This window comes from Olivibacter sp. SDN3 (genome assembly GCF_014334135.1).
Taxonomy (GTDB): Bacteria; Bacteroidota; Bacteroidia; order Sphingobacteriales; family Sphingobacteriaceae; genus Olivibacter.
In genome coordinates this window covers 3,027,650-3,040,539 of the sequence record NZ_CP060497.1, presented here as the reverse complement: position 1 = coordinate 3,040,539, position 12,890 = coordinate 3,027,650, and the positions used below count along the sequence as shown (strand labels likewise).

Sequence of the window (12,890 nt, the reverse complement as noted above, 5' to 3'; positions counted from 1 at the left end):
CTCCCAGTTTCTGCGATTAAACTTCGAAAATCTATTACTTTATTTTTAAATTCGCGTATGAAACCGAGATAAAAATAATATTGGCACACAGGGCAATGATTATTTCCATCGAGCGTTCATCGGCCATAACGAAAAAATAAACAGATGAAATTTCAGACTTTTGCCCAATTTATATTTGGCCCGATTTTGTTGGGAATGTTTTTGGTTATCAACATTCCGCAGACCAATGCACAAACCTTTGAATCATTGCCGGTTTTACATGGCGATACTGTTGTTTTCCCTATCAAACTGGTTAATGCCTACCCGTTCATATCGGGTACGGTAAATGGCGTAACGGGCAAATTTATGTTTGATACCGGCAGCAGTAACTCTATTGCACTGAATGACAATGTATTGTCTTTCCCGGAAAAAAAAGTAACAGGTAGTGGCGTAGTTGGCAGTGGACAGACGTATAAAGCAAGTACAATTGATACGGTCAAGAAAATCACCTTCAATAATGGCCTCGTATACAAAAACCTTGAAAAAATTCACAGTGCCAATTACAATTTCGTGGAGAATATAACTCCGGATTTCATAGGATATATTGGCTATAAATTCTTTGAGGGATATACGTTCAAATTAGACTATATCCATAAAAAGGTAACGTTTTACAAAAATACCCCCCAACGTGAGCTAAACAAAGATTTTCTGACCAATGAAAAAGTGTTGTCCATTATTGATTTCGATACCCGAAGATTACCCAATCATCCCTTGATCAAGTTTAAGATCGGAAATACCGAAATTTTGGGCGCATTTGACACTGGTCAGAACGGACTGCTGCAAGTCTCAGATAATACTCAAAAAGTTTTATCGTCAGAGAGGCTTATCACGCAGTCAGGGGTTGATGGTGCTGGGGATACCATATTGACCGTTAAGAACGTACTTATCGGAGAGCAGTTGAAAATTGATTTAAAAGGGATAGAGCAGGAAGAGGCCGAAAATATAAAAGTCATCAGAAAAGAACTGGAAATACCGGAGCCTGATTTAATGACATTCGGTTACCGATTTTTATCATTGTACAAAACCGTTTGGGACTTTGATGCTAAAAAAATATATATATTGGAATACTAGTGAAAGAATGGCTCCGTCCCACAGACACGTACATACAAAAGAGCACCCGTCAAGTATTCCTTTTTCCAATCCACCCTAAATGAGTGTGTCTGAAATTGTCATTCAGCTTAAGACCATATCCAAACATTCTATCCATTGATGAATGGCCGAATAGAATTAAACCTGCTAAAATGAGTATCTCGTTCGTGAGGCTAAATCCCAGAATAAAAATAGCTATTCCCACCAGTTTATGATGGAAAAAATTATAGAACCGGGCACCGACCTTAGTATTGATCAAGTAACCTATCATGGATAGATCTGGCAATAACAAATAGGCAGGAAAAACCCACCAGGCATAATGCAATTGGTTAAATAAGATTATCGAAAGCAAAAACTGCCCCACTTCTTCAAGTTTTAAAAGATTTTTCATTTCATTTATCATAACGGTCATTTTTTTGTTGTCAGATTGAATTTTATCAACTGTTTTACCGGTAAAAATCCGCCGGGATAATTGATCTGTGCATATCTGGTATTAGAAAGTGTTTTTAAACATTACCCGCAAGCAAACAAACTGCGAGTAATGTTGAAACAAGGTATCCTACCGTCTTTATCTTGGATAATTTCTGTTTAATGTTAACAGGTAGACCCTCCATTTACCAATAGATGTTGTCCGTTGACAAATGAGGATAAATCGCTGGCAAAAAACTCTGCGATATTAGCAACGTCCTCTACTTCCGCCATACGTTTCATGGGACACAGATCGATGATCTGCGCTCTCAGTTCAGGGTAAGCGTCGGGATCGGTGAAGATACCAGAGTGGTCCACTGCATAGGGGATAATCGAATTTACGGTTATACCTTTATGCCCGATTTCTTTTGACAAGACGTCCACCAAATAGCGTGGCGTTGTTTTGCTACCGCCATACAAAGCCATTCCCGGGATCGGGAACGAAGTTGTTGAGGATGCAATGTAAATAATCCTTCCGTTGTCCGAAACATGGCGTGCCGCTTCCTGCATCGTGAAATAAGAACCTTTCGTATTGATGGAGAATAAACGGTCATATTGTTTTTCCGTGAAGTCTGTTACGGGTAAATTCACCAGTTCAATACCCGCATTGGCCACCACGATATCAATTTTTCCGAAAGCATTTTCGGCTTCATTGAACAGTTTTTCGATGTCTGCCACTTTGCTGACGTCTGCCTGCACAGCCATTACTTTGACACCCATTGCCTTAATGTTCGAAACGACCTCATCTGCTGAGGCCTTATCTCTGGAATAATTGATTACAATGTCAGCCCCCAGTGCGGCATAACGTTCTGCAATGGCTTTCCCCAAGCCTCTTGCCGAGCCCGTAATCAGGGCCACTTTGTTCTTAAGTGAGTTCATTTTTTTCATTTTAAACTGATTCCCCGTTTCATTGGCTAACGGTAACAGCCAACCCGGAACAATGTCAATAAAGGGCTTTAGTTTAGCAAACGGAGAACCAGTGGTTTTTAAATTGACTGATTAGAGGTTCATCCCTCCCGATATTTCAATGCGTTGGCCTGTAATCCACCGAGCTTCATCTGTGCATAAGAATGCAACAACACTACCGATATCATCGGGCTGGCCTACACGGCCCAGTGCCGTAACGGATTTTATAAAAGAGTTGACTTCCGGGACATCCCTTGTGGCGCCTCCTCCAAAATCCGTTGCAATAGCACCGGGCGCTACAGCGTTGACCCGAATACCTCTTGCCCCCAACTCTTTTGCCTGGTAAAGCGTAAGCGTTTCGATAGCTCCTTTCATAGAAGCATAGGCAGCAAAGCCCGGCATGCTAAATCTTGCCAAACCTGTCGAAATATTTACGATTGCACCGCCATCGTTCAGATAAGCCAAAGCCTTTTGCGTGAGGAAGAATACGCCTTTGTAATGCGTGTTGATCATGTCGTCCACCTGTGCTTCGGTGGTTTCTGCAAAGGCTGCGTGAACCCCAGTTCCTGCGTTGTTGATTAGGTAGTCGAAATTTGGACTGCCCGTGTACGTTTGCAGATGTTCTGTCACTTGCTGTAGGAAATGATCGAACGATTGAACATTTCTGGTGTCCAATTGGTACGCTTCGGCTTTTCGGCCTGATGCCCGGATTTCTGACACCACGTTTTCTGCATCCTGTTTATTGGAATGATAGGTCAGCACTACATCGATACCTTTTTTAGCAAGTGCTAATGACGCGTTCCTACCGAGTCCCCGGCTCCCGCCGGTTACTACTGCGATTTTGTTTTTTGTTTCCATTTTTTTTTATGTTTTGATATAGAACAAAAGTGGGAATAGATCGAATGCAGCTGTTTGCAAAGATTAAAGCATCTGTTGCAAATTTTAAAGAAGGGGAATAGAAACGGTTATTTTAACGGGTTGTTGTTCTCTTTTCTATAATGGGCAGGCGATAAGGATGTGTGTTTTTTGAAGTAATTGCTGAAATGGGCGATTTCGGCAAAGCCAAGTTTGTAGGTTATTTCCTTAATAGGTAAATTGGAGTTCTGTAGGATAGCTTTGGCGGTCGCAATGGTTTTATCAGTAATCCACGTAGTGATTGGTTTTCCTGTTTTTGATTTAATTACACTACTTAGATAGTTAGGGTGCAAATTTTGTGCATCAGCATAATCTTGAACCCTGAAAACAGTTTCAACCTTGCCCGAACTCAAATCACGGTAATGTTTCTCTAACAATTGCTTGAACGATTTTACAATCTGCGAGCTTCGGTTTCCCTCATAAATCGGATTGTAATCCAGCCAAAAATATTCCTTAATTTTATACAGTAAAACAGCAAGCAGGTGGCCAATGATATAGTATTTTTCCAAAGCATGGTTCATGTATTCCCGGTGAATTTGCAGGTAGATATGCTCTACCGATAGGTAAAATTCTTCCGTTACGATTTTAGGTTGAACAGTTTCGGTCAAAAGAAAAGGGAACTGTTCAAAAATGGATTTGCTGACGTATTCTTTCAGGAATGCTTCATCAAAAGTAATCAAATAAACCTCCTCAATTTTTGTCCATCCAAAAGTTCGGTAATTACTCGGATTGGTAAAATATATGGTTTGAGGGGTCGTCTGAAAAAAATGTTCATCGATCTTATAGTGACCATTTCCGTCTTTAACAAAAAGAAATGAAAAATAATCTGGCCGGAATGAGGGTGAATGATAGGGAAATTCGAAGTCGATATCTTTCAGATTGAGTATGGAGAAACCTACCAAGGGATGTATCAGATCAGTCGATAAGCCCAAATGTTTGTACAGGTCAAAAAGTGATTTTACTTCTGGATTGTCGACTTTTTTCATTTTTCACGGCTTTAGTACGAGACAAGGGCTCGCATCAATTCAACAATCGATATCTTATCTCCACAGGAGCTTAATAAAAAGCTGATATTATACACGTAAACAACTATTTTTACGATGAACACTTAAAAAGGAAATGGACATTCATTAGCAATAAAGATACAGATCTTCTTACATTAATTAAAGCCCATCTTATGTGGGGCTCGCTTAGAAAGCACTCCTCTCTTTTGCAGAACAATCACATTTGAAAACACCGAATCGCCCAGAAAATCAAAGGAGATATCTATTATTCATTTTTTATTTGTTTTTCAATAGCGGATTTATCGATCACTGAAAACACTTTTTTGATTTTCGAATTCTCGAAGTGATAAAAAACATTTTCACTGAAACGAACTTTCCGGCCGTTTATAGGCAGTCCTAGGAATTCATCTTTCGGTGTACAATCGTACGTCAATCTGCTTGCCACATAGGAAGATGAACTAACAAGGATATCGATAGTGTAATACAGGTCGGGAATGTCTTCAAAATCTTGCTCAAGCAACTTTTGATAATTTTGCAAACCTATTTTCTCGTCGTTGTAAAAGATTTCTTCGGCTACGAATCGGTGCAGATTGGTCAAATCTTTTCCATTAAGAAGTGCTATATAGTGGCAATAAATGTCAGAAAAGTCCGTCATTGTTATGATTTTAGTTCAGATTATGCAAATGGACTCACATAACTTACTCAACAACGTTTTAAGCAAACGGTTTCAAAGACAGAATAATAACAATCTTTTACCAACCTTTTCTTCCCTACCATCGCTGGCAGTAATTAACCGTTGTTATCTTGGTTTTCCCTCGATCGAATTGGATAGGAGCATATAAGGATACGAGTAAAAGTACCCTAGCAACTTCTAAAAAAGCGGATGCGCTGAACGAACGACCCTTCCTGTACATGGTCGACTTACGGGCTTTAGTCAACCGATAAAGTGACTTAGTTACTGCGGCCTTTGACTGGACCGACAACCAGGTAAAGAAACGATTTTGAATCGACCTCATACTATGTTGTAATATCCTGATCTTCAAAATCGGATAGGTATAAACTCTGGCAACGTATGTATCGGCCTTCAATACAGGTTTATATTTTGTACATTTACGGTGTACACAAAATTGCATTGCGTGAAAAAAGAACGGTTGTACCTAAAAATTGCAAACATTATCGAAGAACAAATCGCCAATGAAACGCTAAAATTTGGCGATAAATTACCATCTATCCGTACCGTTCAAAAAATTTATAACGTAAGCATGAACACGGCCAAACAAGCTTTCCTGAAACTAGAGAGTAAGTCACTGATCGAACCCCGTTTACGTGAAGGGTATTTTGTCAGCAATACATCGCCCCGAAGATTTCCACTGCCATCGGTGGGCAAGCTGCTATCCTCACCCGATGAAAAACCACCTGATGACCTGATCGATAAGGTGGTTTCTTCCATGACTAGCGAGGGAATTACTAGGTTTTCACTTGGCACACCTTCCGCTAGTATGCTTCCAACGGCCAAACTCAATAAAGGAATCTTCAAAAAGATTCGAGAGCTGAATAATAGTGGCACAAGCTATCATCCCGTACAGGGCAGCGCCTATCTGAGGAGGATGGTTTCTAAATGGAGTATGGTGTATGGAGGCGGGCTTACCGAAAATGATTTGATAACCACGTCGGGTACGATGAATGCACTGTTCCATTGTCTGCTCGCGGTGAGCAAGCCTGGAGACACAATGGCGGTAGAGACACCCGTTTTTTTTGGAACGATACAGATTGCCAAATCACTTGGGCTTCATGTTATCGAAATACCTTCACATCCGCTCACAGGGGTTGACCTTGCCGCGTTAAAGAAAGTACTCCATAAAATCACGGTCTGTTGCTTTACCACCAATTTCAGCAATCCACTTGGTAGCCTTATGCCTGATAACCATAAAAAAGAGCTGGTCAACATGCTGGCCGAATACGACATACCATTGATAGAAGACGACTTGTACGGTAACCTGTTCTTCGGAACGGAAAGACCAAAACCCTGCAAAATATTCGATAAGGCAGGTATAGTTATGTGGTGCAGTTCAGTTTCCAAGACATTGGCTCCCGGTTATAGGGTGGGTTGGGTAGCACCCGGCAGATTCAAGGATAAAATAATGCGGCATAAGCTACTACAGACCATTTCCGCACCAATACTCTATGAGGAGGTGATAGCAGACTTTATGGAGCATGGACGGTATGAACATCACCTACGCAATTTCAGGAACCGACTTTATGCCAACTGTTTGCATTTCCAAAGGGCTATCGAAGAATACTTTCCCGACAACACCAAAATATCGCAACCACAGGGCGGCTTTGTACTTTGGCTCGAATTGGATGAACGGATTGATACGGCAAAGCTTTATGATACCGCCATTCGGAAAAACATCAGTTTTGCACCCGGCAGAATGTTTACGCTTCAGGAAAGGTATCACAATTGTATGCGGTTGAGTTTTGCGTTGGAATGGAACGACAAGCTTGAAAATGATCTCAAACGGTTGGGGCGTATCGTCAAAAATTCGTTATGATCTGTGTCCTATAAAAAAGACAAATCTGTACCTGTATCCAAAAATACAAAGTCTGTAAGTTTGCATAAAAAAGTAAAGAAATGAATTTGACAATTTATCACGTAGACACCTTCACCAATGAAGTATTCAAAGGAAACCCCGCAGCAATCTGTCCCCTAGCAAAATGGTTGCCCGATGATATCTTGTTGAAAATCGCAGCCGAAAACAATCTTTCTGAAACAGGATTTTATGTCATCGGCGAAAACAATGTAGAAATCCGTTGGTTTACCCCTACTGTGGAAGTTGATCTTTGCGGGCACGCTACACTTGCTTCGGCGTTCGTCATGCATCACTACGAAAATTATGGAAAGGATAACATCAATTTTTATTCCCTACGAAGCGGTAATTTATCCGTGACCGTAAAGCAGAAAAAATTTGTGCTCAATTTCCCGACAGACCAATTTACGGAAATCGAATTGACCGATGAACTGATTGCGGCAACAGATAAAAAACCGATTGCGGCTTTCAAAGGCAAGACCGATTACATGCTGGTATTCGACAGGCAGGAAGACATCGCAACCATAAAGCCTAATCTGCCATTGATGGGAGGAATGGATGCCAGGGGATTTATCGTAACGGCAAAGGGCAATACCCACGATTTTGTTTCCCGTTTTTTTGGCCCGGCAGTCGGCGTGAATGAAGACCCTGTTTGCGGTTCGGCGCATACTACCCTTATACCTGGAGTTGCTACCTTTAAAGCGAGACAGATTTAGATAGTAATTTTAAATTTGTAGAAATGCATAGAAAATTTGATGATTCGTTTAAGACCATGGCGGTCGATTTGAGCGTTGTTAAGGGGTCTGTAGCCGATGTAGCTAAGGAATTAGACATAGACCCCAGTTTGCTCAGTAAGTGGCGTAGAAACCCACGTTATAATGGGAATAAAGTTTTACCTGACAATCCTAAAATTAGCCCAGAGGAACAGGAGTTGAGAATTTTGCGTAAAAAATTAAGAGAAACAGAATTAGAGCGTGATATATTAAAAAAGGCCATAGCCATCTTCTCCAGGGGAGACGGTCCATATACCGGTTCATAAAGGCGAACCGAGAGGTATATTCCGTAGAGAAGATGTGCGAAGTATTGAACGTTAGTAGCAGTTGTTTTTATCGTTGGCTGATTTCTCCGGAGTCCCCTAGTGAACAGCGAAGTAAAGCACTTCTGGATAAAATACAGCAGGTACACAGTGACAGTAAGTATATCTATGGTAGTCCAAGGATAACTGCAGAGCTGCATAAAAAAGGTGAAATGGTATCAAGAAGCTATGTTGCAAGGTTGATGAAGAAACATGGGATACGAAGTAAGGTCAAAAAAAATATAGGGTGACCACAGATTCGAGCCATAGCTATGGGATAGCTGAAAATCTCCTCCAAAGAGATTTTTCAGCGGATGCCCTGTCACAGAAATGGGTTGGCGACATTACCTATATCCATACTGACAAAGGGTGGCTTTATCTAACAACAGTCATTGATCTGGCGGACAGAAAAGTCATCGGATGGTCTTTGAGTACTGATATGACCGCTAAAAACACTTCTGTAGAAGCCATCAGGATGGCTATTAAAAACCGGCGTGTCAAAGATGGACTGATCTTCCATTCGGATAGAGGGATCCAATATGCCTGCGATGAATTCAGGGAGGTAATTGTAGAAAACAGGATACTTCAAAGCATGAGCAGAAAAGCGAATTGCTGGGACAATTCAGTTGCTGAGAGCTTTTTCAAGACATTAAAGGCTGAAATGGTCTATCATAGAAAATTCATGGATCAGCAGTCAGCTAAATTGGAGATCTTTGGATACATTGAAGGATTTTATAACACCAAAAGAACACATTCTGCTCTGGGTTATAAGACACCCAGACAGATCGAAGAAATGCTATTGGAAAAAGAAAAAATGGCAGCATAAAAAAGTCTCCTATTTTTAGTTGCAATTCCAACCCTATTGGGCAGACCGATTGAACAAAACGGAATTAAAGGCTTTACAGATTTCCAAACGGACCGGGGAACTTCATTGCCGTTTGTTGGGTAACAGGATGGAATTGGCGGGTAACGCCGTACTCTATATGAAAGGCGAAATCTACATTTGATTGTAGTATTTTTCGTAATTTAGCTACCTTATAACTGTTTTACATTTTAGATTACCTAAGAACAATTTGGATAGACTGCGAAGACATATTGAACAGATTTCGCCTTTAAGCGATGAGGAGTTTAATTACCTCAAGGAATTTTTTGCTCTGAAACGAGTAAGAAAGAACCAGTATCTGGTTCACGAAGGTGATGAGGTGCGGTATGAGTTTTTAGTCTTATCCGGGTTGTACAAGGTTTTCTTTTTGGATGAGCAAGGAAAGGAATACATTATCCAATTTGCTCAGGAAAACTGGTGGATGTCTGATTATCAGGCTTTTTTTAAACATAAGACAGGTACAATTTTCATAGAATGTATTGAAGCCGGAGAAGTTTTGTATTCTACCTATGCAACAAGGGAAAAACTAGCTTCGGAATTTCACAAAATGGAACATTTTTACCGTGTTAAACTGACCAATGGATATGTAGCATTACAGGAAAGAGTTAAACTTCTGTTGTCCAGTACTCCGATAGAACGATATGAGGCCTTTTCAAAAATGTATCCCGATTTATTGCAGCGCTTACCAAAGAAGCTGATTGCTGAATATCTTGGTGTCAGCCGGGAGACCCTAAGCAGGATGCACTCCAAATAGCTTTTACAGATTATTGAATATTAAAGTGTGATTTCCATCACACTTTTTTTGTGCGCTCGCTCCTTTGTAACAAGGGTATGGTGGTCCTACCTTTGACTTATCAAAAGCAACGAATAGTAATCACTTTTTAAATTTTAAAATCATGAGTAAAAGAATTTTAATCATCGTATCCAATGCAGATAGTATTGGTCCGAACAATAGAAGAACAGGTACATTTTTACCTGAAGTAGCACATCCTTACGCTGAATTTGATAAAGCGGGGTTTAAGATTGATTTTGCATCTTTGTCTGGTGACACCCCTTATCTTGATGCCCTTAATCTGGCAGATGACCCGGATAATTTAACGTTTTTGACAGGAGATGGTTGGGAGGAAATGCAGAAAGCAACAAAACTCAGCGATGTAGATACAAGCGTATATGATGCTCTTTTCATCCCCGGTGGATTAGCTCCTATGGTAGATATGCCTGAAAACCCATTATTGAAAAAGGTAATTGCAGAAGCATACGATCGAGGAGCAGTAATAAGTGCTGTTTGTCATGGCCCTGTTTCGTTTTTAAATGTAAAATTATCAGACGGAACCTATTTGCTTAACGGTAAAAATATCACCTCATTCACAACTGAGGAAGAAGACCAATATGCAAGAGCTGATGTTCCTTTTGATTTACAAACCGCACTTACCGGGCAGGGAGCTATTTTCCACCCCGCAACAGCATGGTCTGCACACAGTATTCAGGATGGGAAAATTGTTACCGGCCAAAATCCTGCATCTGCAAAAGGTGTCGGAGAAAAAGTAGTAAGTATTCTTAGTAAATAGCAATTAATCATACCCGGCAATATTCTTAAAAACTGCAGAAACATTGCCGGGTTAAACAAAATAGAAGAAATCATGGAATCAAAAACCATAACAGCTTTTGCCAAATGGCAGGTCAGGGAAGGACAATTGAAAATGTGTTGTCTTTATTAAAAGAAGCTGTCGCAAAAAGTTCAGCAGAAGCGGGCAATCTTAAATATCAGATTTTTCTGGGGAATGAAAACCAGCATACACTAATGCTGTTTGAAGAATATGTCGATAAAGAGGCACTTGACTTTCATCGCAATGCATCCCACTTTCAGGAAGTCGTCGTACGAAAGATTGTTCCTTTACTTGAAAAACGGGAAGTAATACTTGCTTCATTGATAGAATTATAACGATTTAAAACTAAAATGACATGAGTAATATATTAATTATTGGAGCTAAAGGGAGAGTGGGCTCAAAACTAGTAGAAGTTTTGCAGGACTCAAAGCACATTGTATTTGCGGCTTCACGTCACGGTGATAGCAACCCAGTATGGACGAATGCAAACGTATCTCCGTTGGAATTTAACCTGGATTGGAGTGCGCAAGAGATGGCAGATGTGTTCCGAACCCATGAGATTGAGGTAATTTATTTTACCGCTGGTTCACGTGGTAGAAATTTGTTACAAACGGACTTGCATGGAGCTGTGAAGACGATGCAGGCTGCTGAATTGTCAGGAATAAAACGCTATATCATGTTAAGCTCTGTATTTGCGCTGCAACCCAGTAGATGGAACGAAAGTTTTTTAAAAGATTTAACTGATTATAACATTGCAAAACACTATGCAGATAACTGGTTAATTCGTAATACTAATTTGGATTTCACAATTTTACAACCCGGAAGCCTTGAAGAGACAGGAGGCTCAGGAAAGATAAAAGTGAATGTGGAATATCCCGGAGGTAATTCCATTGAGAATGTTGTGAAGACGCTAGCTGCAGTGCTAGATATTTCATCCACTTTTAGAAAAGTAATTACCATGCACGATGGAGAAACACCCATCGCAGAAGCTTTAATGTCTGTGTAGAAACACACATTCCTACTCATCATATTGTCTTAAAAAGTATTTTAACAAAAAATCTTTCCAGCTTTTGGAAAGATTTTTTGTTTATGGACAAAGCAGTGCTTTATACACTACTTGATTTTCATTCCATATTATGAAAATTGAATCCCGTGGGCTTATTTTATAAAAGTTGAAAACTCATCAATTGGCAATCTCACTTTTGCCGTATTGGCCAGATAATCATTTTCCGTATCGCGATACCCCAACGAAAGAATAACGGTGGTGTGCAAACCCTTCTCTGAAAGCCCTAATAAGCCGTCAAATCGCTCTGGATCGAATCCTTCCATAGGTGTTGTGTCTATCTTTAATTCCGCAGCAGCAATCAAAGCTGTTCCCAATCCAATGTACGCTTGTTTGTTAGACCACGTTGCATTTGCCTCGGTACTATTGGGACCGAAATAGCTAACCAATGCATTTTTTAAATCATCCATGGCTCCCTCAGGTAAATTTCGTTGTTTTTCGCCCATCTGTATGTATTTTTCAATATACGCCGTAGAGATATTATTGAATGCGGCAAATACCAATAAATGAGAAGAATTTGCAATCTGTCCATTGAAAGAACCTTCTCCCAACTTAGCTCTTAATTCAGGATCGGAAATCACAAAAACACGATAGGGCTGTATCCCGCATGAAGAGGCGGTAAGATTAATGGCTTCTACAATTTGATTGATTTTATCTTCACTGACTTTTTCTTCCGTATACTTTTTGGTGGCGTAGCGCCACTTTAAATGATTGATTAATTCCATTATTGTTATAATTTATTCTTTACGGCACAAAAATAAATGCATTTTGCTTAAATTTGTCACTAAGTAACAAAAAGTAATAGTGACATTTGGGTAACTAAAGGACAAGTATGAAACAAGGGAATATAGTATCAAAAGAATGTAGTCAAACCATATTGGCTATTAACGACACAATGGAAATATTAAGTGGAAAATGGAAAGTATCCATTATCGCTTGCTTATGCTTTCATCCTATGCGTTATTCCGAACTATTGAAGGAGGTACTAGGAATATCAGGAAAGATGTTGAGCAGAGAACTGAAAGAGTTGGAAGTGAATGGATTGATTGAACGAAATGTATTGGCCACATCGCCTGTTGCTGTAGAATATAAGATAACCGAATACGGCACCTCTTTAAAAAATTTAACGCAAACCATTGCGGATTGGGGATTAAATCATCGGGAACGCATTATAAGAGGAATGGAAAAAGAGAAGGGCTAGCTAAACTCAGTCCTGAATTTTAAAGATGTTTAGTTATTATTCTGTTCGATAA

At 40.0% G+C, this 12,890-nt stretch carries 18 protein-coding genes; 11 read left to right on the top strand and 7 right to left on the bottom strand.

Annotated elements, in window-relative coordinates:
* The first annotated feature begins 144 nt into the window (after positions 1–144).
* Positions 145–1,110: a hypothetical protein gene (locus tag H8S90_RS12505; RefSeq protein WP_187342832.1), complete on the top strand. Its 966-nt coding sequence runs from the start codon at positions 145–147 to the stop codon at positions 1,108–1,110.
* 49 nt (positions 1,111–1,159) lie between these two features.
* Here H8S90_RS12505 and H8S90_RS12500 read toward each other — a convergent pair whose 3' ends face one another.
* From H8S90_RS12500 to H8S90_RS12475, 6 genes are all read right to left on the bottom strand, one after another.
* Positions 1,160–1,531 carry a DUF4260 domain-containing protein gene (locus H8S90_RS12500; protein WP_255501932.1) on the bottom strand — a complete coding sequence of 124 codons (372 nt, stop codon included), beginning with the start codon at positions 1,529–1,531 and terminating at the stop codon, positions 1,160–1,162.
* Between the two features lie 191 nt (positions 1,532–1,722).
* The gene (locus tag H8S90_RS12495; protein ID WP_187342831.1) at positions 1,723–2,475 is read right to left on the bottom strand and encodes an SDR family oxidoreductase; all 753 of its coding nucleotides are present in this window, start codon (positions 2,473–2,475) and stop codon (positions 1,723–1,725) included.
* Between the two features lie 120 nt (positions 2,476–2,595).
* Entirely contained in the window at positions 2,596–3,360 is a 765-nt protein-coding gene (locus H8S90_RS12490) for an SDR family NAD(P)-dependent oxidoreductase (RefSeq protein WP_187342830.1), read from the bottom strand.
* A 107-nt stretch (positions 3,361–3,467) separates the two neighbouring features.
* Complete coding sequence (locus tag H8S90_RS12485) at positions 3,468–4,403, bottom strand: AraC family transcriptional regulator (RefSeq protein ID WP_187342829.1); 936 nt, start codon at positions 4,401–4,403, stop codon at positions 3,468–3,470.
* Positions 4,404–4,686: 283 nt separating this feature from the next.
* On the bottom strand, positions 4,687–5,076 hold the full coding sequence (locus H8S90_RS12480; RefSeq protein WP_187342828.1) for an ester cyclase: 390 nt from the start codon (positions 5,074–5,076) through the stop codon (positions 4,687–4,689).
* A 115-nt stretch (positions 5,077–5,191) separates the two neighbouring features.
* Positions 5,192–5,437, bottom strand: coding sequence for a hypothetical protein (locus H8S90_RS12475; protein ID WP_187342827.1), 246 nt, complete (start codon positions 5,435–5,437; stop codon positions 5,192–5,194).
* 120 nt (positions 5,438–5,557) lie between these two features.
* Between H8S90_RS12475 and H8S90_RS12470 the strand changes: the two genes are divergently transcribed.
* The 9 genes from H8S90_RS12470 to H8S90_RS12430 all read left to right on the top strand — a co-directional run bounded on the left by H8S90_RS12470 (position 5,558) and on the right by H8S90_RS12430 (position 11,580).
* Entirely contained in the window at positions 5,558–6,973 is a 1,416-nt protein-coding gene (locus H8S90_RS12470; RefSeq protein ID WP_187342826.1) for a PLP-dependent aminotransferase family protein, read from the top strand.
* An 80-nt stretch (positions 6,974–7,053) separates the two neighbouring features.
* The gene (locus H8S90_RS12465; protein WP_187342825.1) at positions 7,054–7,725 is read left to right on the top strand and encodes a PhzF family phenazine biosynthesis protein; all 672 of its coding nucleotides are present in this window, start codon (positions 7,054–7,056) and stop codon (positions 7,723–7,725) included.
* Positions 7,726–7,748: 23 nt separating this feature from the next.
* Positions 7,749–8,048 carry a transposase gene (locus H8S90_RS12460; protein ID WP_187340262.1) on the top strand — a complete coding sequence of 100 codons (300 nt, stop codon included), beginning with the start codon at positions 7,749–7,751 and terminating at the stop codon, positions 8,046–8,048.
* A gap of 32 nt (positions 8,049–8,080) precedes the next feature.
* A complete protein-coding gene (locus tag H8S90_RS12455; protein ID WP_187340276.1) occupies positions 8,081–8,335 on the top strand; it encodes an IS3 family transposase in 255 nt (84 codons plus the stop codon).
* Positions 8,332–8,910: an IS3 family transposase gene (locus tag H8S90_RS12450; RefSeq protein WP_187342824.1), complete on the top strand. Its 579-nt coding sequence runs from the start codon at positions 8,332–8,334 to the stop codon at positions 8,908–8,910. The genes H8S90_RS12455 and H8S90_RS12450 overlap by 4 nt, the downstream gene beginning before the upstream one ends.
* Positions 8,911–9,157: 247 nt before the next feature.
* Positions 9,158–9,721, top strand: a complete 564-nt coding sequence (locus tag H8S90_RS12445; protein ID WP_187342823.1) for a Crp/Fnr family transcriptional regulator — start codon at positions 9,158–9,160, stop codon at positions 9,719–9,721.
* Between the two features lie 142 nt (positions 9,722–9,863).
* Positions 9,864–10,535 carry a type 1 glutamine amidotransferase domain-containing protein gene (locus H8S90_RS12440; protein ID WP_187342822.1) on the top strand — a complete coding sequence of 224 codons (672 nt, stop codon included), beginning with the start codon at positions 9,864–9,866 and terminating at the stop codon, positions 10,533–10,535.
* A gap of 104 nt (positions 10,536–10,639) precedes the next feature.
* Entirely contained in the window at positions 10,640–10,909 is a 270-nt protein-coding gene (locus H8S90_RS12435) for a putative quinol monooxygenase (RefSeq protein ID WP_187342821.1), read from the top strand.
* A gap of 20 nt (positions 10,910–10,929) precedes the next feature.
* Positions 10,930–11,580 carry an NAD(P)H-binding protein gene (locus H8S90_RS12430; RefSeq protein ID WP_187342820.1) on the top strand — a complete coding sequence of 217 codons (651 nt, stop codon included), beginning with the start codon at positions 10,930–10,932 and terminating at the stop codon, positions 11,578–11,580.
* Positions 11,581–11,732: 152 nt separating this feature from the next.
* On the opposite strand, the gene H8S90_RS12425 is transcribed toward H8S90_RS12430, so the two are convergent.
* Positions 11,733–12,362: an NAD(P)H-dependent oxidoreductase gene (locus H8S90_RS12425; RefSeq protein WP_187342819.1), complete on the bottom strand. Its 630-nt coding sequence runs from the start codon at positions 12,360–12,362 to the stop codon at positions 11,733–11,735.
* Between the two features lie 107 nt (positions 12,363–12,469).
* Between H8S90_RS12425 and H8S90_RS12420 the strand changes: the two genes are divergently transcribed.
* Positions 12,470–12,838 carry a helix-turn-helix domain-containing protein gene (locus tag H8S90_RS12420; RefSeq protein ID WP_187342818.1) on the top strand — a complete coding sequence of 123 codons (369 nt, stop codon included), beginning with the start codon at positions 12,470–12,472 and terminating at the stop codon, positions 12,836–12,838.
* Positions 12,839–12,890: the final 52 nt, after the last annotated feature.

Coding starts and splice junctions, on each gene's coding strand:
- H8S90_RS12425 (WP_187342819.1), bottom strand. CDS start 12,362: ATGGAATTAATCAATCATTTAAAGTGGCGCTACGCCACCAAAAAGTAT.
- H8S90_RS12460 (WP_187340262.1), top strand. CDS start 7,749: ATGCATAGAAAATTTGATGATTCGTTTAAGACCATGGCGGTCGATTTG.
- H8S90_RS12495 (WP_187342831.1), bottom strand. CDS start 2,475: ATGAACTCACTTAAGAACAAAGTGGCCCTGATTACGGGCTCGGCAAGA.
- H8S90_RS12480 (WP_187342828.1), bottom strand. CDS start 5,076: ATGACGGACTTTTCTGACATTTATTGCCACTATATAGCACTTCTTAAT.
- H8S90_RS12490 (WP_187342830.1), bottom strand. CDS start 3,360: ATGGAAACAAAAAACAAAATCGCAGTAGTAACCGGCGGGAGCCGGGGA.
- H8S90_RS12440 (WP_187342822.1), top strand. CDS start 9,864: ATGAGTAAAAGAATTTTAATCATCGTATCCAATGCAGATAGTATTGGT.
- H8S90_RS12505 (WP_187342832.1), top strand. CDS start 145: ATGAAATTTCAGACTTTTGCCCAATTTATATTTGGCCCGATTTTGTTG.
- H8S90_RS12500 (WP_255501932.1), bottom strand. CDS start 1,531: ATGATAAATGAAATGAAAAATCTTTTAAAACTTGAAGAAGTGGGGCAG.
- H8S90_RS12455 (WP_187340276.1), top strand. CDS start 8,081: ATGTGCGAAGTATTGAACGTTAGTAGCAGTTGTTTTTATCGTTGGCTG.
- H8S90_RS12420 (WP_187342818.1), top strand. CDS start 12,470: ATGAAACAAGGGAATATAGTATCAAAAGAATGTAGTCAAACCATATTG.
- H8S90_RS12475 (WP_187342827.1), bottom strand. CDS start 5,437: ATGAGGTCGATTCAAAATCGTTTCTTTACCTGGTTGTCGGTCCAGTCA.
- H8S90_RS12485 (WP_187342829.1), bottom strand. CDS start 4,403: ATGAAAAAAGTCGACAATCCAGAAGTAAAATCACTTTTTGACCTGTAC.
- H8S90_RS12465 (WP_187342825.1), top strand. CDS start 7,054: ATGAATTTGACAATTTATCACGTAGACACCTTCACCAATGAAGTATTC.
- H8S90_RS12435 (WP_187342821.1), top strand. CDS start 10,640: ATGGCAGGTCAGGGAAGGACAATTGAAAATGTGTTGTCTTTATTAAAA.
- H8S90_RS12430 (WP_187342820.1), top strand. CDS start 10,930: ATGAGTAATATATTAATTATTGGAGCTAAAGGGAGAGTGGGCTCAAAA.